Annotated in this window: 24 protein-coding genes; 13 read left to right on the top strand and 11 right to left on the bottom strand. The window is 64.2% G+C overall.

The genetic code is table 11. From position 1 onward, the window contains the following. Nucleotides 1–9 precede the first annotated feature (9 nt). From flgK to PQ457_RS13290, 10 genes are read right to left on the bottom strand one after another with little or no spacing between them, the layout of a single operon-like run. Entirely contained in the window at nucleotides 10–1,359 is a 1,350-nt protein-coding gene (gene flgK, locus PQ457_RS13335; protein WP_273617296.1) for a flagellar hook-associated protein FlgK, read from the bottom strand. Nucleotides 1,360–1,363: 4 nt separating this feature from the next. Beyond that, a complete protein-coding gene (locus PQ457_RS13330; protein ID WP_273617295.1) occupies nucleotides 1,364–1,669 on the bottom strand; it encodes a rod-binding protein in 306 nt (101 codons plus the stop codon). Beyond that, a complete protein-coding gene (locus PQ457_RS13325) occupies nucleotides 1,666–2,757 on the bottom strand; it encodes a flagellar basal body P-ring protein FlgI (protein WP_273617294.1) in 1,092 nt (363 codons plus the stop codon). The genes PQ457_RS13330 and PQ457_RS13325 overlap by 4 nt, the downstream gene beginning before the upstream one ends. A gap of 9 nt (nucleotides 2,758–2,766) precedes the next feature. Further along, entirely contained in the window at nucleotides 2,767–3,426 is a 660-nt protein-coding gene (locus PQ457_RS13320; protein WP_273617293.1) for a flagellar basal body L-ring protein FlgH, read from the bottom strand. 8 nt (nucleotides 3,427–3,434) lie between these two features. After that, on the bottom strand, nucleotides 3,435–4,223 hold the full coding sequence (gene flgG / locus PQ457_RS13315; RefSeq protein WP_273617292.1) for a flagellar basal-body rod protein FlgG: 789 nt from the start codon (nucleotides 4,221–4,223) through the stop codon (nucleotides 3,435–3,437). A 30-nt stretch (nucleotides 4,224–4,253) separates the two neighbouring features. Next, nucleotides 4,254–5,000: a flagellar basal body rod protein FlgF gene (locus tag PQ457_RS13310; RefSeq protein WP_273617291.1), complete on the bottom strand. Its 747-nt coding sequence runs from the start codon at nucleotides 4,998–5,000 to the stop codon at nucleotides 4,254–4,256. Between the two features lie 10 nt (nucleotides 5,001–5,010). Continuing rightward, the gene (locus PQ457_RS13305) at nucleotides 5,011–5,823 is read right to left on the bottom strand and encodes a flagellar hook-basal body protein (RefSeq protein WP_273617290.1); all 813 of its coding nucleotides are present in this window, start codon (nucleotides 5,821–5,823) and stop codon (nucleotides 5,011–5,013) included. A 30-nt stretch (nucleotides 5,824–5,853) separates the two neighbouring features. Then, entirely contained in the window at nucleotides 5,854–6,210 is a 357-nt protein-coding gene (locus PQ457_RS13300; protein ID WP_273617289.1) for a flagellar hook capping FlgD N-terminal domain-containing protein, read from the bottom strand. Continuing rightward, nucleotides 6,210–6,617, bottom strand: a complete 408-nt coding sequence (flgC, locus tag PQ457_RS13295; protein ID WP_273617288.1) for a flagellar basal body rod protein FlgC — start codon at nucleotides 6,615–6,617, stop codon at nucleotides 6,210–6,212. Before flgC ends, PQ457_RS13300 begins: the two co-directional genes overlap by 1 nt. A gap of 2 nt (nucleotides 6,618–6,619) precedes the next feature. After that, a complete protein-coding gene (locus PQ457_RS13290) occupies nucleotides 6,620–6,982 on the bottom strand; it encodes a flagellar basal body rod protein FlgB (protein WP_273617287.1) in 363 nt (120 codons plus the stop codon). Nucleotides 6,983–7,262: 280 nt separating this feature from the next. Here PQ457_RS13290 and PQ457_RS13285 point away from each other — a divergent pair, with 280 nt between their 5' ends. The 9 genes from PQ457_RS13285 to PQ457_RS13245 all read left to right on the top strand — a co-directional run bounded on the left by PQ457_RS13285 (nucleotide 7,263) and on the right by PQ457_RS13245 (nucleotide 14,782). After that, complete coding sequence (locus tag PQ457_RS13285) at nucleotides 7,263–7,940, top strand: MotA/TolQ/ExbB proton channel family protein (protein ID WP_273617286.1); 678 nt, start codon at nucleotides 7,263–7,265, stop codon at nucleotides 7,938–7,940. Next, nucleotides 7,937–8,434, top strand: coding sequence for a hypothetical protein (locus tag PQ457_RS13280; protein ID WP_273617285.1), 498 nt, complete (start codon nucleotides 7,937–7,939; stop codon nucleotides 8,432–8,434). Before PQ457_RS13285 ends, PQ457_RS13280 begins: the two co-directional genes overlap by 4 nt. 79 nt (nucleotides 8,435–8,513) lie before the next feature. Further along, a complete protein-coding gene (locus tag PQ457_RS13275) occupies nucleotides 8,514–9,071 on the top strand; it encodes a flagella basal body P-ring formation protein FlgA (RefSeq protein WP_273617284.1) in 558 nt (185 codons plus the stop codon). Nucleotides 9,072–9,264: 193 nt separating this feature from the next. Next, nucleotides 9,265–9,588, top strand: coding sequence for a flagellar biosynthesis anti-sigma factor FlgM (gene flgM, locus PQ457_RS13270; protein WP_273617283.1), 324 nt, complete (start codon nucleotides 9,265–9,267; stop codon nucleotides 9,586–9,588). Nucleotides 9,589–9,590: 2 nt separating this feature from the next. Then, entirely contained in the window at nucleotides 9,591–9,944 is a 354-nt protein-coding gene (locus PQ457_RS13265; RefSeq protein ID WP_273617282.1) for a flagellar protein FlgN, read from the top strand. Between the two features lie 138 nt (nucleotides 9,945–10,082). After that, entirely contained in the window at nucleotides 10,083–11,027 is a 945-nt protein-coding gene (locus PQ457_RS13260; protein ID WP_273617281.1) for a transglycosylase SLT domain-containing protein, read from the top strand. Between the two features lie 3 nt (nucleotides 11,028–11,030). Then, nucleotides 11,031–13,166, top strand: coding sequence for a flagellar biosynthesis protein FlhA (locus PQ457_RS13255; protein WP_273617280.1), 2,136 nt, complete (start codon nucleotides 11,031–11,033; stop codon nucleotides 13,164–13,166). Next, on the top strand, nucleotides 13,163–13,936 hold the full coding sequence (locus PQ457_RS13250; RefSeq protein WP_273617279.1) for a sigma-70 family RNA polymerase sigma factor: 774 nt from the start codon (nucleotides 13,163–13,165) through the stop codon (nucleotides 13,934–13,936). The genes PQ457_RS13255 and PQ457_RS13250 overlap by 4 nt, the downstream gene beginning before the upstream one ends. Nucleotides 13,937–14,083: 147 nt before the next feature. Then, nucleotides 14,084–14,782 carry a Crp/Fnr family transcriptional regulator gene (locus tag PQ457_RS13245; RefSeq protein WP_168604315.1) on the top strand — a complete coding sequence of 233 codons (699 nt, stop codon included), beginning with the start codon at nucleotides 14,084–14,086 and terminating at the stop codon, nucleotides 14,780–14,782. Between the two features lie 180 nt (nucleotides 14,783–14,962). Here the strand turns inward: PQ457_RS13245 and PQ457_RS13240 are convergent, their stop codons facing one another. After that, complete coding sequence (locus tag PQ457_RS13240; RefSeq protein ID WP_273617278.1) at nucleotides 14,963–15,664, bottom strand: OmpW/AlkL family protein; 702 nt, start codon at nucleotides 15,662–15,664, stop codon at nucleotides 14,963–14,965. Nucleotides 15,665–16,152: 488 nt separating this feature from the next. Between PQ457_RS13240 and ccoN the strand changes: the two genes are divergently transcribed. The 4 genes from ccoN to ccoP are packed head-to-tail and all read left to right on the top strand — an operon-like array spanning nucleotide 16,153 to nucleotide 19,690. Further along, complete coding sequence (ccoN, locus tag PQ457_RS13235; protein WP_273617277.1) at nucleotides 16,153–17,811, top strand: cytochrome-c oxidase, cbb3-type subunit I; 1,659 nt, start codon at nucleotides 16,153–16,155, stop codon at nucleotides 17,809–17,811. Between the two features lie 13 nt (nucleotides 17,812–17,824). Next, nucleotides 17,825–18,586: a cytochrome-c oxidase, cbb3-type subunit II gene (ccoO, locus tag PQ457_RS13230; protein ID WP_273617276.1), complete on the top strand. Its 762-nt coding sequence runs from the start codon at nucleotides 17,825–17,827 to the stop codon at nucleotides 18,584–18,586. Next, on the top strand, nucleotides 18,583–18,759 hold the full coding sequence (locus tag PQ457_RS13225) for a cbb3-type cytochrome c oxidase subunit 3 (RefSeq protein ID WP_172342100.1): 177 nt from the start codon (nucleotides 18,583–18,585) through the stop codon (nucleotides 18,757–18,759). The genes ccoO and PQ457_RS13225 overlap by 4 nt, the downstream gene beginning before the upstream one ends. After that, nucleotides 18,746–19,690 (top strand): cytochrome-c oxidase, cbb3-type subunit III, encoded by a 945-nt coding sequence (gene ccoP / locus PQ457_RS13220; RefSeq protein WP_273617275.1) that lies wholly within the window; start codon nucleotides 18,746–18,748, stop codon nucleotides 19,688–19,690. The genes PQ457_RS13225 and ccoP overlap by 14 nt, the downstream gene beginning before the upstream one ends. Nucleotides 19,691–19,692 lie beyond the last annotated feature (2 nt).

Here is a 19,692-nt window from a genome sequence, read left to right as displayed (position 1 = left end):
CCTTTTCCGTTACAGATTCAGCAATTGGTCGAAGAGGGTCGATGCTACCTGAATAACCTTGCTCGAAGCCTGATAGGCCTGTTGGTATCGTACCAGATTGGCCGCCTCGGTATCGAGATCGACCCCTGATGCGGCGGCCAGCGAGGTTTTGGCATTGGTGGCGATCGTGTCCAGCGCGTCGCGCATCGTGGTGTTGCCGGCAACCGCGCTCGACAGGCCGAACAGATAGTCGTTCATTTGGCCCGAAACATTGGCGCTGTTCAGCGATCCGATCATTGCGCTCAGATTGCTGCCGTTCTGGCTGCTGGCGGTCGAACCGGCCGATGCCGCAGCCAATTGGTTGGGGTTGGTCAGCGCCATGGTCATGTCGGCCGCGCCATTGCCGGTAAACATCGCCGCGCCGGTGGCCCCGGTCAGATCGACGCCATTGCCCTGTGCGGTGTTGATGGTGTTCATCATCGCGGTGGCCACGCTGTCCAGCCCCGACAGGGCCGTGACGCCTGAGGCGATCGCCTGCTGCTGCCCGGCAAGAGAGCCGCCGGTCGGGGTGATGGCCGTAGAGGCGCCCGTCGTGTCGGCCAGCGTGAAGGAGACATTGCCGTCCGCCGCCGTGGCCATGGTCAGGCTGCCCGCCGTGGCATGATCGACCAGCGTGGTGCCCGCGCCCGTGCCCAATTGCACGGTGACGGTGTTGTCGGCATTGATCGTGGTGTTGATATTGGTGATCGCGGCCATCTTTTGCAGGATGGTGTCGCGTTCATCCAGCAGGCCCGCGCTGTTGCTGGCCGGGTCGGTGTCGGCCGAGATGCGGATGTTGACCTGTGCCAGATTGGTGGCCAGATCGCCCAGATCCTTGACACCGGATGCGGCCTCGCTCTGCATGCCCGTGACGACCGATTGCAGGCCGTTGCTGGCCGCGTTGAAACTTTGCGCCATCGTGCGCGCGGCCTCGACCACATTGGCGCGCAGCGAGGAATTGGCCGGGCTGGCCGTCATTTGCGACAGGGCCGACTGAAAATTGGTGATGGCGGCAAAGACGCCCGAATTGTCCGCCGTATCCGACAATTGGGTCAATCCGTCGACCAGCGTGTTGGCGCGGGTGGCATCCGATGTGGTGCGGCGCACCTCGGCCTGATCAAAGCCCGAGACATTGCGCGTGATCCCCGTCACCCGCACGCCCAACTGCGAAATCTCGCCATAGCTGGAATGCAGATTGCTGGCCGACAATTCATTTTGCGCCACGCTGCGCCGGACATAGCCTTCGGTGCCGGCATTGGCGATGTTCTGCGATGTCACGTCCAGCGCGGCGCGTGCGGCCCGCAGGCCGCTCGACGCGATGGAGATCATGTTGGCGCTCATCGGTTCACTCTCCGTTGCTCGCGCCGCTCTGGCGGGCCAGTTGGGCCTCGATCATCCGCGCAAAGCCCAAAGTGCCGCGCTGGGCCATGGTGTCGGCCATTTTGCTGTCCTGCATGTCGCGGAAATTCTCGGCTGCCTTCTGGTCGAACAATGTGTTGCCGAAATCGACCTTGCGCGCCTGCGCCAGCATCTGTTTCAGCATCAGCGCCTCGAATTTCTGCGCCGCCTCGTGGATCTGGGTCTTGGTGGGCCGGGGCGAGGCGCCGGTGGCCGAGAGCGGCGAAGCGCCGTTGATGGTTGTATCGCTCATATCACCACCATCTCGGCCTTGAGGGCGCCTGCCTCTTTCAGCGCTTCGAGGATGGCCACCAGATCCGAGGGCGTGACGCCCAGCAGATTGAGCGCATCGACGATCTTGGACAGCGAGGCGCCGTTTTTCAGCAATGCGACATGGGCCTTTTCCTCCTCGGCCGAGATATTGCTGTTGGGCGTGACGGCGGTGCGGCCATTGGCAAAGGGCGCGGGCTGGGTCACGCGGGATTTCTCGTCGATCCGCACGGTCAGCTTGCCGTGGCTGACGGCGGCGGGCGAAAGGCGCACCGCGCTGTTGATGACCACGGTGCCGGTGCGGCTGTTGACGATAACCTTGGCGGCGGCCTCGGCGGGGCTGACATTGATCATCTCGATCGCGGCCAGCATCGAGGCGCGCGTATCGGCGCCATCGGGCATGCGCAGCGCCACCGTCACGGCGTCTTCGGCGCTGGCCATGCCGGGATAGCGCAGGTTGATCGCGTCGCGCACGCGCTGGGCGGTCAGGAAATCGGCGGTGTTGAGGTTATAACGCAGGATCGGCGCCTTGTCGAAACCGGTGCTGACCGCGCGTTCGACCGTGGCCCCTTCGGCAATGCGGCCGGTGGTGGGGATATTGACCGACAATTGCGATCCGTCGCGCGCGGCAATGCCAAGGCCGCCCACGGCCAGATTGCCCTGCGCCATCGCATAGATCTGGCCATCGGCGCCGTAAAGCGGGGTCAGGATCAGCGCCCCGCCGCGCAGGGACTTGGCCTTGCCGATGGCCGACACGGTGATGTCGATGCGCTGGCCCGGCTTGGCAAAGGCGGGCAGGTCGGCCGTTACCATCACGGCGGCGGCATTCTTCAGCCCCGGATTGACCCCCGGCGGCAATTGCAGGCCCATCCGGCCCGACACGCCCTTCATCGCCTGAGTCAGATAGTCGAGCGTATCGTCGCCCGTGCCGTCCAGCCCGACGACGATGCCATAGCCGGTGAGCTGGTTTGAGCGGACGCCCTGAAAGCTGCCGATATCGCGCACGCGTTCGGCATGAAGCGGGGCCGCGCAAAGAGCCAGAAGGGCGGCAAGGAGAGAGATGATACGCATGAGGCTTCCTCAGAACGGGCTGATATAGCTGAAGAATTTTGAGAGCCAGCCTTCGCGTGCGCTTTGCGCCACGGTGCCGTTGCCCGCATATTCGATCCGGGCATCGGCCACCTGGCCCGACTGGATCTGATTGGCCGCATCCACATCGGCCAGGCGCACGATGCCGGAAAACTGGATCCACTCCTTGCCCTGTGCCAGCAGCATGCGTTTCTCTCCTCGCACCAAGGCGGTGCCGTTCGGGCGTACCTCGGCAATGGTCACAGAGATCATTCCGCTGAAGGAATTGGTCTGCGTGGCATTGCCCTGACCATTGAACGACCCGGAGGAGGATGCATTAAGGGGCGTCGATGTCATGGAGAGCGGGCCAAGCGTGGGCGGGGTGATATTGGCGCTGCCGGAGCGCTGGGTCTTGGCGGTGCTGGTTTTCGCGGTGGATGTGTTTTCATTCAGGATGATGGTCAGAACATCACCCACCCTTTGCGCCCGCGCGCCCGACACCAGCGGGGCATAACCGGCCGCCGCGATAAAGATCGCGCCCTCGGTGGGGGCCGCGGTGGGCGCCGAGGGCAGCGTGGCGTCGAAACCGGGCGCGGGGCGGCGTCCGGCCATTGCGGGCGCGGACAGGAGCAGCGAAGCCATCAGCGCGGGCAGCAGGGGGCGTGCGATCATGGCCTGCCTCACAGCGTCTGGTTCGCGTTCTTGAGCATGTCATCGACCGCCGAGATCATCTTGGAATTGATCTCATAGGCGCGCTGGCATTCGATCATGTCGACCAGCTCGGTCACGATGTTGACGTTCGAACCTTCCAGATAACCTTGCGAAATATCGCCGCGCCCGGCTGTGCCCGGCGCACCGATCTGGGCCGGGCCGCTGGCCAGCGTTTCGGCATAGAGGTTGTCGCCGCTGGCCTGCAGCGCGGCCGGATTGACAAAGCTGGCAATGGTGATCTGGCCCACCTGGGTTGCCGCCGTGGTGCCGGGCAGCATGGCCGACACGGTGCCGTCCTTGGCGATGGTGATCGAACTGGCGCCATTGGGGATGGTGATGGCCGGCTGCACCACATAGCCTTGCGAGGTGACCAGTTGCCCTTCGGCCGAGAGGGTGAAATTGCCCGCCCGCGTATAGGACAATTGCCCGGTGGGCAGCAGGATCTGGAAATAGCCATTGCCCGAAATCGCCAGATCCAGCGCGTTGGTGGTGGAATTGAGCGTGCCTTGTTCATCCACGCGCGTGGTCGACTGCACGCCCACGCCCGTGCCAAGGTTGAGGCCCGTGGCGTAATTGGTCTGGGTCGAGGAGGCCTGACCCGCCACGCGCATGTCCTGATAGGCGAGCGTGGCGAAATTGGCGCGGTCGCGCTTGAACGCGGTGGTGCTGACATTGGCCAGATTGTTGGCAATGACGCGCATGCGGGTATCCTGCGCGTCCAGACCGGTGCGGGCGACTTGAAGGGCGGTTGAAGGCATCGGGCGCTTCCTTTCTTAAAGATGGGGGGGTCAGGAGCCGGAGATACGCAGCAGCGAGGTGCCCGACTGGTCCACCTCCTTGGCCGTGGCGATCAGCTTGGTGCGGATGTCATAAAGGCGCTGGGCCTGGATCATCTGGGTCAAGACCTCGGAAGGATTGACGTTGGACTGTTCCAGACTGCCCGCAATGACCCGCGCATTTTCATCGGCGGGCAAGACGCCCCCGCCCACCACACGAAACAGGCCGTCCAGCCCCTTGGCGGTGGTGGTGCCCGATGGGCTGGCCAGCTTGATGCGGTCGGTGGGCTGGGGCGGCAGATTGGGGGTTTCCGGATTGGCCACCAGCACCATGCCGTCCGGCCCGATGGTGATCTGGGCGTCCAGCGGCACGGTGATCGGGCCGCCATTGCCGACCACGGGCCGCCCGTCGCCGTTTTCCAGCACGCCGGTTGGCGAAACCGTCAGATCGCCGCGCCTGGTATAGCTTTCGGTGCCGTCGGCCGATTGCACCGCCATCATCGCATCGCCCAGCAGGGCGATATCCAGCTTGCGCCCGGTCTGGGTGATGTTGCCGGCTGACATATCGGCGCTCTTGACCTGACCATCGGCCATGGCGCGGGCCTCCAGCGCCGGGCCTTTGAGCGTGATCGGCGTGGTATAGAGCTTTTCGGCCTTGAAGCCGATGGTGCTGGTATTGGCCATGTTCGAGGCGATGACGCGTTCGCGCACCATCGAATCGGACATGCCCGAAACCGCCGTATAGATCAGCCGGTCCATCAATCAGCCCTTAGGAGCGCAGGTTGATGACAGCGTCGGCAATGGCCGTCGACGTGTCGATCGCCTTGGAATTGGCCTGGAAAAAGCGCTGGGCGGTGATCAGGCTGACCATTTCCTCGGCCATGTCCACGTTCGAGCCTTCCAGTTCGCCCGACAGGATCTGGCCCAGCCCGGAGGTGGTGGGCTGGTTATAGGTCGGCGTGCCCGACAGGCCGGTGGCGGCCCAGTTCTGATTGCCCGTTTGCAGCAGGCCGCTGGGCGAGGTGAAAGCGGCCAGCGCGACCTTGCCCACGGTGTTGGTGGTGCCGTCGCCATAGGCGGCCACAACGGTGCCGTCGGTCTTGATCTGAACCCCGGCAAAGGCCGCGCCCGAACTGGTGGTGGGGGCCAGCAAGGCGCTCGATGGGGTGGTGGCATAGGTGCCGGTGGTGGAATCATAGGCCAGCACCTGCAACTGGTTGTTGTTTGCATCGACGACATAGCCGCTGGCATCGGTGCTGAATTTGCCGTTGCGCGTATAGCTCATGTCGCCGGTCAGCGGGTTTTTCAGGGCGAAGAAACCTTCGCCGTTGATCGCCATGTCCAGCGCCGAACCGGTCGCCTGCATCGGGCCGGTCGAGAAATTCTGGTCGATGCTCTTGACCATCGAGCCGATGCCGTGGACCAGCTTGGGGTTGGTATAGGCCGAACCGGCCACCAGATCCGAAAAGTTCACGCGGCTCTTTTTGAAGCCGGTGGTTTCGGCATTGGCCAGATTGTTCGAGATCGTATCCAGTTCGGTCTGGGCATTCTTGAGACCGTTCAGAGAGATGGAAAAAGCCATGGTAAATCCTGTCTGGCAAAAAGGGTGGGATCAGGCGGTGGTCGAGCCGGTGCCGGCGGCCTTCTGGGCGGAAATCAGCGTGTCCAGCTTGGTCGAAATGTTCGACACGCTGGCGGCCAGATCCGAGAGCGAGCCAAGCTGGCCCGAGATGGCCGAGGAGGTGGTGTTCAATTGCGAAATCCCCGAAAGGGTCGAGAATTGCGCCATTTGGGCCACCATCTGGCTGTTGTCGGTCGGCGCGGTGGGGTCCTGATACTTCAGCTGCGTGGTCAGCAGGCTGATGTAATCCTTGAAGCCGAGCGAGGAGGAAGAGGCGCCATTGCTGGACACCGTGCTGGAAGACGAGGTGTTTGCGGCGTTATTGCCGGTTGCGGATACGGTGGTCATCACTTCATCCTTATGGTGTCGAGCATGAGCTGCTTGGCGGTGGAGAGGGTTTCGACGAGGTTTTGGTACTGGCGCGAGGAATCGAGCATCTCGACCATCTCGGCGCTTTCATCGACCGGGGCGGCCCAGACATCGCCGTTTTCATCGGCCAGGGGGTTGCCCGGATCATGCTGGCGCACGGGGGTCGCATCGGCGCGCACAATGCTGCTGACATTGACGGTGGCCAGCCCCGTGGCCTTGTCCATCTGGGTTGCAAACACCGCCTTGATCGGGCGATAGGCATCGGCCTCCTTGCCGGCCACCGCGCTGGCATTGGCCAGATTGGAAGCCGCCGTGTTCATCCGCACCTGCTGGGCCGACATGGCCCGGCCCGCGACGGAAAAGATGTTAAGATCGTTTCCGGCCATCCTTATTCTCCCTTGATCGCGCGCTTGACCTCGCCGACATCGTCGGAAAGGAAGGCGAGGGTGGAGGCATAGCCCACCGCATTCTGGGAAAAGGCGACCTGTTCATTGCCCATTTCCACCGTGTTGCCATCCAGGCTGGGCATCACCGGCACGCGGTATTGCACGGCGGCGGCGGTGGCCTGATCCTGGCTGGCGCCCTTGATCCGGGCGTTCAGCGCCGTGTTGAAATCAATGTCGCGCGCCTTGTAATTGGGCGTGGCGGCATTGGCGATGTTGCTGGCGATCAGCCCCATGCGCTGGGACCGCAATTCCAGCGCCATGCCATGGACTCCGAACAGTCCGGTATTGCTGGCAGGATCGCTCATCAGGTGGCTCCACGGTTTGAAACGGAGGGGCGGGACGCCCGAACCACCAGAACTGCAAAGCCCGTGCCAATTGCGGGGGCGCGGGCGCAAAACATTGGGAAAACGGCGATGGCGCGGGCCGGACGGCAAGTGCGCCCCATGCCGGACGGCAGACATCCCATGCCGGGCGGCAAGGCTTTGCCGGGGGGCGGCAATTGCTGGCCGCGGGGTGAATTTGCGCGGATGTCCGCCGTTCTTGGCCTTGTATCGCAAAGATTTGGGTCAAAGGATTTCGGCAGGCATGGATCTTACCGCGCTCTATGATGGCACCACGCTGGCAATCGTTGTGGGCGGCACGGCGCTGGCCACGGTGCTGCGCTGCGGGCGCTCGGATGTGGCGGCCACGGTCCGCGTCGCCGCGCGCCAGATGGTCGCCCCCAGCCGCTTTGACAGCGAGGCTGTGCGCGCTTCTCTGGCCCGCGCGGCGCAGGACTTTCAGCGCAACGGCCCGCTGCGCGCCAATCCGCGCAGCACGGGGGACGGCGAATTTGATGATGCGCTCCATGCGCTGCTGGCCCATCGCTCGATGGCGCGCTTTGACGATGCGCTGGCCGATGCGCGCGAAAAGCGGCTTGGTCCGGTCGAGGCGGCGATCCGCACGCTGATGCAGGCGACCGAACTGGCCCCGGTTTTCGGTCTGGCCGGGACGCTGATTTCCCTGTCGCAAATGCCCGCGCAAGGGGTGGATCGCGGGGCCTATCTGGCCGCCATCGGCATGGCGGTCCATGCCACGCTCTATGGGCTGGTGCTGGCCAATCTGCTGCTGGCCCCCTTGGCGCGGGTGGTCGAACGCCATGCCCGCGCCGAGGAAGCGGCGCGCCACGCTCTGGCTCAATGGTTCGAGGCCGAAATCGCGCCCGCCATGATGCCCCAGCATGAGGCGCGCGGCCATCACCACCAGCCCGGCGTGGCGGCATGATCCGGCCCCGATCCGCCAATCGCCCCGCCGAACGTCCCGGCGACCGTCTGCGCGCCGGGGCCGTCTTTGTGCCCCGCTCGCCGGTCGGCTGGCAGACGATGCTGGCCGATCTCTCGCTGATCCTGTTCATGGTGACGGCCGCCGCGATGGCCGATGTGCCGGATCGCAAGCCTTCCGCGCCGTCCGCCGCGCCACTTGCGCCTGCCCCCGCCACGCCCGCGATCAGCGAGCCTCTGGCCATCTGGCGCCCGGCGCCCGGTGGCCCGACGCTGGGGCGCTGGCTGGCCGAACAGCAGGCGGACAATCGCCAGTTGCTCTCGATCACGCTGCGCTATCCCCCCGCCGCGCAGGCCGAGGCGTTGCGTCTGGCCGCGCAAATGGCGGCCGGGGCGGGCGGGCCGGGGGCGCGGGCGCGCATCGTGATCGAGCCGGTTGCCGCAGCGCCGGGTGTCGAGGCGGTGGCGGCGCTGGCCTATGACAAAGGCCCGGCCTGATTGGCACAGAATATGCAGTGATCGCCTGCACAACCGGCGCCCCTTCGCGCCGGACGCCTTACACCGGGCAAGGACGATCATGCGAAACAAGGCTTTCCACCCTTTTACCCTGCGCGCGGCCCTGATGGCCGCCGGTCTGGTCTGGATCAGTCCGCCCCAGGCCCATGCCGCCGCCAGCCCCGCCGCCAGCCCCTTTGCCGATCTGGTCGCCATCGACCGCGAGGTGGCCGAATTCACCGGCAAGGCCATCGGTCAGAGCGGCGGTGCGATGATGCCGGTCGATCGGCGGCTGCGGCTCAACGCCTGCTCATCCCCGCTGGCGCTCAGCTGGCGCACCACCCGCCGCGATGCGGTGCTGGTGCAATGCCCCGATGCGGGTAGCTGGCACGTCTTTGTGCCGGTCCGCATGGCCGAAAACGCCCCTTCCGCCATTGCCCGGGGCGATGCGGTGACGATTGCCGTGGTGGGCGAGGGCTTTGCCGTTTCGCAACCGGGCGAGGCGCTGGATGCGGGCGCGGTGGGAGACTGGATACGGGTGCGCACCCTGCGCAGCGGGGCCGGCTCCTATGCCCAGACCGATGCCGTGCGCGCGCGCATCACCCGCCCCGGCGAGGTCGAGGTCGAATTGCGCGATTGACGCGCCCATGCGGCCTTTTCCCCCTTTCCGCGCGGTTTTAAGCGCTTTTTCATGTTTGGGCGTCATGGATGGCGCGATGCTGCGGCGCTCGTGCCCGCGCCGCCCGGCAAAATCGCGCAAATTTTTGCCGCCATCTCTTAAAACCGGCAAAGCTTCTCCGTTCTTGGCCTTGTAGAAAGCAAGGAGCGGTTCGATGTCCAGCATCGGTTCCGGCCCTGGCATTGGTTCAGGGCCTAAATTACAAGTGAATGCGGTGCGCCCCGTCGCCACCTCTTCGGCTGCCACGCCTTCGGTTTCCGCCGAAACGCGCAGCGCCGCGCAGGCGGCCGCCGGTTCGCCCGTCAACGGCGATGGCGCCACCGTGGTCAGCACCACCGCGATCAGCGCGGGCGATGCCCCTGTGGACACCGATCGCGTTGCCTCGATCCGCAAGGCCATCGCGGACGGCAATTATCCCATCATCCCCACCAAGATCAGCGACGCGATGATCGCCGCTGGCATGATGCTGCGAGTTTGACCATGAGCCAGGCCCTTTCCCCCTTCGATCTGCGTGACACGCTGCGGCAAATGGTTGCCGTCCTGCAAGAGGAGCGGCAGGCCTTGGCCGGGCTCGATCTGGATGGGATCATGGGTTCGGCCTCGGCCAAGAGCGCGATGTGCGACGCCATCGACATGGCCGGGATCAGCGCGATTGATGATGAATGTCGCGGCCTGCTCGAAGCGGCCAAAAAGATGAATGAAGTCAATCGTCAGGTGCGCAATCTGATCGCCGCCAACGTGGCTGCGCGGCTTGAGGCCTTTACCGGCGGTTCGGCGGTCTATCGCGCGCGGGCCAATGCGCCCGCCTATGCCTATGCGGCGGCGCGGGGGTAAAACGTGGGGTGCCATGGCCTGCGCTGGCGCGGCTGTGGCACAGTAAAGGACCGCTTTGCCCGATGCGCGCGGTTTTCGGCGCAATTGGCACGGCTTTTGCAAAATCCGCTCCCGAACCTTTTGCTTTGGGAGTTGGGCTTGAGCCAGCCGGATATGTCGCCCTCATGGGCGGCCAACCTCGACAAGATCCAGTCCGCCCGCGGGGCGGCCAACGGCGCGTCCGGCGGCAATGTCCGCGCGGCGATTGCGCGCGCGGCGGGGGCCACGGGGGTGGACTTCTCTTATCTGGCGGCGCAGGCGCGGCTGGAATCGGGGTTGAACCCTGCGGCCCGCAACGGTGCCTCCAGCGCCTCGGGCCTTTATCAGTTCACCAACAGCACATGGCTGCAAACGCTGCAAAAGCATGGCGACATGCTGGGGCTGGGCAATACGGGGGCGGCGATGGCCGATCCGGCCCAGCGCATGGCGCTGCTGGGCCTGCGCGGTGATCCCCATGCCTCGGCGATGATGGCGGCCAGTCTGGCCAGCGATAATGCCGACGCATTGACCGCCGTGCTGGGCCGCGCGCCCGATGCCAGCGAATTGTATGTCGCGCATTTTCTGGGCGCGGATGGCGCGGCCAAATTCCTTTCGGCCCTCGGCTCCAGCCCGGATCAACCGGCGGCGGGCCTCTTGCCCAAGGCGGCCTCGGCCAACCGTTCGATCTTTTACGATGATGCCGGAAATCCGCGCAGCGTGGCGGCGGTCATGGGCCTGATCCGGGGGCGCATGGAAAGCGCGCTGGCCGCAGAAGGGATCAGCGCGGATGCCATGATGGCAGGTGGCATGGCTTATGGCGGCATGATGGACGGCGCACCGGCATGGAGCGCCGCTGTCGACCCCGCGCCGCCCGCCGCCGCCCCGCCGCAGACCGGCGGCCCGCTTTCACGCGAATTCAGCGCGATGCAGGCGGCCGCGCCCGCAGCTTCATCGCATTCGATGGCCGACACCTTGCAATCGGCCTTTGGGCTGGGGGCGGAAAATGGCGCCACGCCCGAATTCGTGCGCAATGCCTATGGGCGCCTGCGCGCGTTGGGAATGTAGGCCATGGAAAAGCTGCTGACCATCGCCAGTCCGCGCCAATTGGCGCTGCCCTTGGGCATTCTGACCATCATCGTGCTGATGGTGGTGCCGATCCCGGCCTTTATGCTGGACGTGTTTTTTGTCTTCAACATCGCGCTCTCGGTGGCGGTGCTGATGGCCTCGATGAATGCGGAAAAGCCGCTGGATTTCTCATCCTTCCCAACGGTGCTGCTGTTTGCCACGCTGCTGCGTCTGGCGCTCAATGTGGCCTCGACCCGCGTGGTGCTGGTCCATGGCCATGAAGGGCCCGAGGCGGCGGGCCATGTGATCGAGGCTTTCGGCGCTTTCCTTATCGGCGGCAATTTCGCGGTCGGCCTGTTTGTGTTCATGATCCTGATGATCATCAACATGGTGGTCATCACCAAGGGCGCGGGGCGCGTGTCGGAAGTCTCGGCCCGCTTTACGCTGGACGCGATGCCGGGCAAGCAGATGGCGATCGACGCCGATCTGGCGGGCGGCCTGATCACCGCCGACGAGGCCCGCAGCCGCCGCCGCGAGATCACCACCGAGGCCGATTTCTACGGCTCGATGGACGGCGCCAGCAAATTCGTGAAGGGCGATGCGATTGCCGCCCTGCTGATCCTCGGCGTCAACATCATCGCCGGTTTCTGCCTTGGCATGATCACCCATGGCCTCTCGGCCGGCGATGCGGCAAGCCGCTATATCAGCCTTTCCATCGGCGACGCGCTGGTGGCGCAGGTGCCCGCGCTGCTGCTCTCGATTGCCGCCGCCGTGATCGTGACGCGCGTCACCGACAGCCGCGATCTGGCGGGGCAAATCGGCGGGCAATTTGCCGATTCCCGTACATGGTTGCCGGTGGCGGGCATTCTGGGGGCGATCGGCATGATCCCCGCCATGCCCCAGACGGTGTTCCTGCCCGCAGCGGGTCTTGCCTTCTTCCTCTGGAAAAAGCTGCGTGAGCGCGAGGCCAAGGGCAAGATTGCCGAGGCCGCCCCCGCGCCCGCCGTCAAGGCCGACCCGACCCGCATCGAACTGGAGGACGTGTCCGACCATACGCTTGTCACCATCGAGTTGGGCTATGGCCTTGTGCAACTGGTCGATGAACGGCGCGGATCGCCTCTGGTCAGCCGCGTGACGGGCGTGCGCAAGCAATTGTCGCAGAGCTTCGGCTTTATCGTGCCGCAATTCCGGGTGCGCGACTCGCTGGAGATCGCGCCCAATGATTACCGTATCCTGCTGGGCGGCGTGCCGCTGGGCGGGGCGACGCTGCGGCCGGAAAAGGTGATGGCGATTGATGCCAGCGAGGCCAATCCCCATGCCCGCCTTCAGGGCGAGCAGACCACCGACCCCACCTTTGGCTGCCCGGCATGGTGGATCGACCCGGCCTCGCGCGATCTGGCGATTGCCGAGGGGTTCCTGACCGTCGATGCCTCCACGATCATCGCCACCCAGTTGAACCAGCTTCTGTCCGAGCGCGCGCATCTGCTGATGGGGCCTGATGAGGTCAAGACCCTGCTCGAGGCGATCAAGACGCGCGCGGCGGGGCTGGTGGAAACGGTCTATCCCAGCCCGCTCTCGCTGGCGGCCATGACGCGCCTGCTGCGCAATCTGCTTGAGGATGGCATTTCGGTGGCCCATCCGCTGCCGATCCTTTCCTCGATTTCGCAGGCGGTGCAGCAGACGCAGGATCACGATCGCATCATCGATCTGGTGCGCGCCGATCTGGGCGGGCTGATCGTCGGGCGGATCTGTTCGCCGCGCGAACGCCTGCCGGTGGTCACGCTGGATGCGGGGCTGGAGGCGATGATCGCGGGCGGCCTGGTCGATCCGATCAGCGGCCAGCCCGTCATCGAGCCTGACCTAGCCCGTAACATCGGCGAACAGGCCAGCGCCATCGTCGCCGAGCGCGGCACCGGGGCGACCGTCGCCCTGATCGTTCAGCCGCGCCTGCGCCGCCCGCTGGCCGCGCTGCTGCGGCTGCGCGCGCCCGGATGCGTGGTGATGTCGATTGCCGAATTGCCCGAAACCCAGCCTGTCGAGGTGATCGCGGTCATCGGCGCGTCGGCCCCGCAAGCGCTGGGCCTGCCTTCGCCCGATTTCGATCCTTCCAGCCAGACCTCTGAAAGTATGGCCGCATGAAACATGATCCCCAGTCTTTCGCAAAACCCCGGCCGGCAGGCGATGCGGCGCGCGCCTATGGCGGCGCGGCAAGGGCCTATGGCGGCGATATTGCCGACCGTGTCCGCCGCTTTATGCCGATGGTACGGCGCCTTGCCTGGCATCTCCAGTCATCGGGCCGCGATGGCATAGAGGTCGAGGATCTGATGCAGGCGGGGCTTGTTGCCCTGACCGAATGCGCCCAGCGCCATCAGGGGCCGACCGAGGACGGCTTTGCCGCCTATGCCAAGATGCGGGTGAGGGGGGCGATGGTCGATCTGATCCGCCGCCATGTCCCCCTCTCACGCGGGGCGACCGAGCGGCGGCGGTTGATGCGCGAAAAGACGCAGGAACTGACCGGGAAACTGGGGCGCGAACCCTATGACGTGGAATTGTCCGCCGCGCTGGGGGTGACGCTGGGCGAGCTGGAGGCCCTGCGCAATTCTTCCGAACCGCTGCGTTTCGAGGCTATCGACGATGCCTATTCTGACAGCAGCATGGCCTTTGCCGACGATGCGCCCGACAGTCTCGCGTTGCTGGCCGACGAGGAATTGCGCCAGAGCGTGGCAGGCGCCATCGCCGATTTGCCCGAGAGGCTTCAGATGGTGATCCAGCTCTATTTCGTCGAGGAACTCAACCTTGCCGAAATCGCCGAGGTGCTCTCGGTGTCCATCCCGCGCGTGCATCAGTTGAAGGCGCAGGCGATCGAGAAACTGCGCCATGCGTTGCAGGATGTGGCGGATATTTTGTAAGTTTATAAGGTTTTAGAGCGCCCTCGCCCTTTGTCCGCCAGAGGCAACTTTACACTTTCCAAATCCCCTAAAATAAAACGCCCCCAACCCATACTCCACCAAAGTGCAGCATTGCCCGAAGGGGGCAAGGCTGTTAGATACGCATACATGTCTTCATGCGATCAATGCGTTGTCCGTAACCGGGCGATCTGTTCGGCCCTGGATAAGGATGAAATCAACTCGCTCAACGGGATTGGGCGGCGGCGCAGCCTTGTGGCCGGCGAGTCGTTGATTTGGGAAGGCGAGGATTCGGTGCTGGTCGCCAATGTGATCGAGGGCGTGCTCAAGCTTTCGACCGGCACCGAGGACGGGCGCGAGCAGATCGTGGGCGTGGTTTACCCCAGCGATTTCATCGGCCGCCCCTTTGGCGGCACGACCAACCATGGCGTGACGGCGCTGACCGATGCGCGGGTCTGCGTGTTTTCGCGGGGCGACTTTGACAATTTCGCGCGTGAACATCCCGGCCTCGAACACAAGCTGCTGCAACGCACGCTGACCGAGCTGGACCGCACACGGCGCTGGATGCTGCTGCTGGGCCGCAAATCGGCCAGCGAGAAGGTGGCGAGCTTCCTGCTCGAATTGTCGGACCGTCTGGCCCCGGCCACGTGCGAGCCGGGCGACGAGGGCAAGGCGAACCGTTTCGTTCTGCCATTCAGCCGTCAGCAGATCGCCGACGTACTGGGCCTGACCATCGAGACAGTCAGCCGCCAGTTTACCCGTTTGCGCGGCGAGGGGATCATCGATCTGCCTTCACGCCGCGAGGTGATCATCACCGATCGTTTTGCGCTGACCGCCGAAGCGGGCTGATCGCGCTTTTGCCCGTCAGGCCCCTGCCGTTTGTGCGGGGCTGGTTTGACGGGTGAAACATGCCTTCCCACATTTCACCCGTCCGGTCGCCTGTGTGGCGGACCTGTCTGTCTGCCCGCCGATTGCGTCTGACCAGAGCCAGAAGATCAGACGCAAGGACCACGGCGGGCAGAGCAGCCCTCAGAAGCGGTAGGACACGCCCGCGCTCAGCACCCACGGGTCAAGCTTGTTGCGGGTCACCAGCGCGCGGGTCGAACCGGCATAGACGGTGGCATCGGTGCCGACCCAGTATTTCTTGGCGTCGAACGAGAGGCCGTAGCCATGACCCAGCGCGATATCGACGCCGCCCTGAAGCGCCACGCCGAATTCGCTGCTCAGCTTGGTGCGGGTGACGGCGGGCAGCGCGGCCTTGAGCGCGGCGCTGGGCTCATCGGCCAGCACGATGAACAGGGCGGGACCCGCGCCGATATAGGGCTTGATGCCATGGCCCAGCGGCAGGTGATACTTGGCGGTCAAAGTGGCGGGAATAATATGGATCTTGCTGATCAGTTCGGTGCCCTTGAGCGCGCCCGCCGAGGCCGATACATGGTGCGCCGTCACGCCCGCGATGGTTTCCACCGAGATATTGGGCGTAAAGAAATATTCGATCGACACGGTGGGGGTCACATTGTCGCTGGCCACGGTGTTGCCCACAGCGGCAGGCACCAGGCCCAGAACGTCGGTCTTGACCTGCTTCACCGCGCCGTCGGGCAGAACCGCAGTGGCCAGCACCTTGAACTGGATCTTGCCGTCCGCATTGCCTTCGGCATGGGCGGCGCCGGCCAACATGGTGGCGGCGGCAAGAGCGCTCAGGGCGGCCGCAGCCTTGGTGAAATTACGCATAGTCCCTCATCTTTCGCCGCCGAGCCCGCCCTGTGCGAGCCGTTCTTGTGCGGCGTTGGATGTGTTTTTGGACCTGTACTTGCCGCCGGGCATTGATCGCGGACAAGGGCCGATTTGATCCTGCGCAATTCATGCGGCAACTGCGGGAAATCCGGCTCGGGCGGCGCCCAATATTAATAAGCCGGATTTTTTATGCTGCACCAATTCGGTCGGTGGCCCAATCGGGCCGCAGGCGGCGCGGAGACGAATCGGCCCAAATCCATCAACTTGCGCGCCCTGAGGCGCAGAACGGCCGCCGGGCGGATAAACGCCTTAACGCGGGCGCACAATTGGACCAATTAACTATTTGCATCGCTTCATAAATTTTCCGTTTTAGGATATTCTGAAAATGAATTCCCGCCCGCCCTCGCGCTTTTGACGGGAATCAATGTGATCCGGTCCGGCCCCGCCCATAGGCGAGGCTTCCACAAACCTGAGAGGGAAGGCTCATGGTTACCCTAGTCTCGCGAGCAGGCATCTGGCTGGTGCTTCTGCTTTTGTCCGTCATGGTCAGTGTTGCGGCCCATGACACCGCCTTTGCCATCCAGGCAGCGACGGTGGCAGTCGCCTGCCTTGTCGGTCTGATTTTTGCCATTCGTTCGCCCGACTATGTGCGGGTGAGCCGTGGGCTGGCCGCCCCCGCCGGGGACGCATCGAAGTATTATGACGATGTGATCCGCTGGGGCGTGATCGCCACGGTGTTCTGGGGCGTTGCCGGTTTTCTGGTCGGCGTCGTCATCGCTTTTCAGCTGGCCTATCCGCAGATCAACCTTGAGCCCTGGTTCAATTTTGGCCGCATGCGCCCGCTGCACACTTCTGCGGTCATCTTCGCTTTCGGAGGCAACGCGCTGATCGCCACGTCGTTTTACGTGGTCCAGCGCACTTGCCGGGCGAGGCTGGCCTTCCCCGGCCTCGCCCGTTTCGTGTTCTGGGGTTATCAGCTCTTCATCGTGCTGGCGGCCACCGGATACCTGCTGGGCGTCACGCAGGCCAAGGAATATGCCGAGCCGGAATGGTATGTCGACCTGTGGCTGACGGTGGTCTGGGTGGCCTATCTGGTTGTCTATGGCGGCACGATCGTCAAGCGCAGCGAACCGCATATCTATGTCGCCAACTGGTTCTATCTGTCTTTCATCATCACCGTGGCGATGCTGCATCTGGTCAACAATCTGGCCGTTCCCGTCAGCTTCCTGGGCAGCCAGTCGATCAGCTGGTTTGCAGGCGTTCAGGGCGCGCTGGTGCAATGGTGGTATGGCCATAATGCGGTGGGCTTCTTCCTGACCGCGGGCTTCCTTGGCATGATGTATTACTTCGTGCCCAAGCAGGCCCAGCGTCCGGTCTATTCCTATCGCCTCTCGATCATCCACTTCTGGGCGCTGATCTTCCTCTATATCTGGGCCGGTCCCCACCACCTGCACTATACCGCGCTGCCCGACTGGGCGCAGACGCTGGGCATGGTGTTCTCGGTGATGCTGTGGATGCCGTCCTGGGGCGGGATGATCAACGGTCTGATGACGCTGAACGGCGCATGGGACAAGCTGCGCACCGATCCTGTGCTGCGCATGTTCGTGATGAGCCTCGCCTTCTACGGCATGTCCACCTTCGAAGGCCCGATGATGTCGGTGAAAAGCGTCAACTCGCTCTCGCACTACACCAACTGGACCATCGGCCACGTTCACTCCGGCGCGCTGGGCTGGAACGGCATGGTGACCTTCGGCGCCATCTATTACCTGACGCCGCGCCTGTGGAACCGCACGCAGATGTATTCGCTGCGCATGGTCAACTGGCACTTCTGGACCGCCACGATCGGCATCGTGTTCTATGCCGCATCCATGTGGGTGGCCGGGATCACGCAGGGTCTGATGTGGCGTGAATATGGCGCCGACGGCTATCTGCTCAACAGCTTTGCCGACGTGCTGCCTGCCATCCATCCGATGTATGTGCTGCGCGGCCTTGGCGGTGTGCTTTATCTCTCGGGCGCGGCCTTCATGGTCATCAACGTCTGGAAGACCATCGCGGGCAGCCCGCTGCGCGCCGAAGCGCCGCTGTATAACATCGACCAGAACAAGGCGAACGACGTGCCTCTCGTCGCTCAGCCTGCCGAATAAGGGGGGACCGATCATGGCTACCCAAGAGAAGCAACCGTTCCATTGGCATGGCGCCATTGAAAAGAACATCACGCTGCTCGGCGTTCTGTCGCTGCTGGTGGTATTGGTGGGCGGCATCGTGGAAATCGCGCCGCTGTTCTGGATCGACAACACGATCGAAAAGGTGAAGGGCGTGCGCCCCTACACCCCGCTCGAACAGGCCGGGCGCGACATCTATGTCCGCGAAGGCTGCTATCTGTGCCACAGCCAGATGATCCGTCCGTTCCGCGACGAGACCGAACGCTATGGCCATTACAGCCTTGCCGCCGAATCGATGTATGACCACCCGTTCCAGTGGGGGTCCGAACGTACCGGCCCCGATCTGGCCCGCGTGGGCGGCAAATATTCGGATGCATGGCATGTCCAGCATCTGACCGCGCCGCGCAGCGTCGTGCCTGAATCGATCATGCCCAACTATGCCTTTCTGGCGAAGAACGAGCTGAAAAAGCCCGATATCGCCGCCGAGGTGAAGGCCCTGTCGATCACCGGCGTGCCTTATACCAAGGAGGACATGGCCAAGGCCAAGGACGACCTGATCAATCAGGCCAATCCCGATGCCGACAACACCGACCTGCTCAAGCGCTATCCCAAGGCGCAGGCGCGCGATTTTGACGGCAATCCGAAAAAGCTGACCGAAATGGACGCGCTGATCGCCTATCTGCAGGTGCTGGGCACCTTTGTGGATACCGAAAGCGCCGCCGCGCAGGAAGCTCTGGCCAAGGAGAAGGGGCGGTGAACGAGACCGAAACCTATCAGGCCCTGCGCCAGTTCGCCGACAGCTGGGGGCTGCTGGCGATGACGATCAGCTTTGTGGTGCTTTGCGCTTGGCCCTTCCGCCCCGGTGGGCGCAAGAACAGCGACGAGGCCGCCACCATGATTTTCGAGGAGGACGATCATGTCCGCACCTGAAAACAATGAAACCGGTCCGCGCATCGACGAGCCGACCGGCACGGCAACCATGGGCCATGAATGGGATGGCATCGAGGAGCTGAACACTCCGCTGCCCACCTGGTGGCTCTACACGTTCTATGCCTGCATCGTTTTTGCTATCGGCTATTGCGTGGTCTATCCGGCCATTCCGGGCATCAAGGAAGGCAGCCACGGCACTTTCGGCTGGACCAGCCGTGGCCAGCTCGCGGCGGAAATGGACGCGGCCAAGGCGGCCCGCGCGCCGGTTCTGGCAGCGCTCGACGCCACGCCGATTGAAGACCTGCCCAAGAACCCGGAACTGCTGGCCAAGGCAGTTGCGGGCGGCAAGGCGGCCTTCAAGGTCAACTGCGTTCCCTGCCACGGTTCGGGCGCGGCCGGTTCTATCGGCTATCCCAACCTGAATGACGACGACTGGCTGTGGGGCGGCACGCTGACCGACATCCAGACCACGTTGGAACACGGCATCCGCCAGCCTGGCGATGATGCCACCCGCACCAGCATGATGCCCAGCTTTGGCCGCGACGGCATCCTGAAACCCGCCGATGTGCAGGATGTGGTCAGCTATGTCCGCCTGATCTCGGGCCAGGAGCCGAACAATGCCTCGGCCCAGCGCGGCGCGGCCCTGTTCGCTGCCAATTGCGTGGCGTGCCACGGGGCCGACGGCAAGGGCAACCGCATGTTCGGCGCGCCGAACCTGACCGACAAGGTCTGGCTCTATGGCGGCAGCCGCACCGCGATTACCGAAACGGTGACCAATGCCCATGCCGGCGTGATGCCTGCCTGGGGCAACCGTCTCAGCCCGGCCACGATCAAGATGCTGGCGGCCTATGTCCACAGCCTTGGCGGTGGTGAAGCCTTTGCCGCTCCGGCGGCCCCTGCGGCGGAAACCGCTGCAAGCACAGGACAATAACT

It is taken from the genome of Novosphingobium humi (genome assembly GCF_028607105.1).
Taxonomy (GTDB): Bacteria; Pseudomonadota; Alphaproteobacteria; order Sphingomonadales; family Sphingomonadaceae; genus Novosphingobium; species Novosphingobium humi.
Note: the sequence above shows the minus strand (reverse complement) of the source record. Positions and strands in the feature narration are given on the sequence as shown.

Bases quoted from the DNA above. Each gene is read 5' to 3' on its own strand.
- flgK (WP_273617296.1), bottom strand. From the start codon at position 1,359: ATGAGCGCCAACATGATCTCCATCGCGTCGAGCGGCCTGCGGGCCGCA.
- PQ457_RS13330 (WP_273617295.1), bottom strand. From the start codon at position 1,669: ATGAGCGATACAACCATCAACGGCGCTTCGCCGCTCTCGGCCACCGGC.
- PQ457_RS13325 (WP_273617294.1), bottom strand. From the start codon at position 2,757: ATGCGTATCATCTCTCTCCTTGCCGCCCTTCTGGCTCTTTGCGCGGCC.
- PQ457_RS13320 (WP_273617293.1), bottom strand. From the start codon at position 3,426: ATGATCGCACGCCCCCTGCTGCCCGCGCTGATGGCTTCGCTGCTCCTG.
- flgG (WP_273617292.1), bottom strand. From the start codon at position 4,223: ATGCCTTCAACCGCCCTTCAAGTCGCCCGCACCGGTCTGGACGCGCAG.
- PQ457_RS13310 (WP_273617291.1), bottom strand. From the start codon at position 5,000: ATGGACCGGCTGATCTATACGGCGGTTTCGGGCATGTCCGATTCGATG.
- PQ457_RS13305 (WP_273617290.1), bottom strand. From the start codon at position 5,823: ATGGCTTTTTCCATCTCTCTGAACGGTCTCAAGAATGCCCAGACCGAA.
- PQ457_RS13300 (WP_273617289.1), bottom strand. From the start codon at position 6,210: ATGACCACCGTATCCGCAACCGGCAATAACGCCGCAAACACCTCGTCT.
- flgC (WP_273617288.1), bottom strand. From the start codon at position 6,617: ATGGCCGGAAACGATCTTAACATCTTTTCCGTCGCGGGCCGGGCCATG.
- PQ457_RS13290 (WP_273617287.1), bottom strand. From the start codon at position 6,982: ATGAGCGATCCTGCCAGCAATACCGGACTGTTCGGAGTCCATGGCATG.
- PQ457_RS13285 (WP_273617286.1), top strand. From the start codon at position 7,263: ATGGATCTTACCGCGCTCTATGATGGCACCACGCTGGCAATCGTTGTG.
- PQ457_RS13280 (WP_273617285.1), top strand. From the start codon at position 7,937: ATGATCCGGCCCCGATCCGCCAATCGCCCCGCCGAACGTCCCGGCGAC.
- PQ457_RS13275 (WP_273617284.1), top strand. From the start codon at position 8,514: ATGCGAAACAAGGCTTTCCACCCTTTTACCCTGCGCGCGGCCCTGATG.
- flgM (WP_273617283.1), top strand. From the start codon at position 9,265: ATGTCCAGCATCGGTTCCGGCCCTGGCATTGGTTCAGGGCCTAAATTA.
- PQ457_RS13265 (WP_273617282.1), top strand. From the start codon at position 9,591: ATGAGCCAGGCCCTTTCCCCCTTCGATCTGCGTGACACGCTGCGGCAA.
- PQ457_RS13255 (WP_273617280.1), top strand. From the start codon at position 11,031: ATGGAAAAGCTGCTGACCATCGCCAGTCCGCGCCAATTGGCGCTGCCC.
- PQ457_RS13250 (WP_273617279.1), top strand. From the start codon at position 13,163: ATGAAACATGATCCCCAGTCTTTCGCAAAACCCCGGCCGGCAGGCGAT.
- PQ457_RS13245 (WP_168604315.1), top strand. From the start codon at position 14,084: ATGTCTTCATGCGATCAATGCGTTGTCCGTAACCGGGCGATCTGTTCG.
- PQ457_RS13240 (WP_273617278.1), bottom strand. From the start codon at position 15,664: ATGCGTAATTTCACCAAGGCTGCGGCCGCCCTGAGCGCTCTTGCCGCC.
- ccoN (WP_273617277.1), top strand. From the start codon at position 16,153: ATGGTTACCCTAGTCTCGCGAGCAGGCATCTGGCTGGTGCTTCTGCTT.
- ccoO (WP_273617276.1), top strand. From the start codon at position 17,825: ATGGCTACCCAAGAGAAGCAACCGTTCCATTGGCATGGCGCCATTGAA.
- ccoP (WP_273617275.1), top strand. From the start codon at position 18,746: ATGTCCGCACCTGAAAACAATGAAACCGGTCCGCGCATCGACGAGCCG.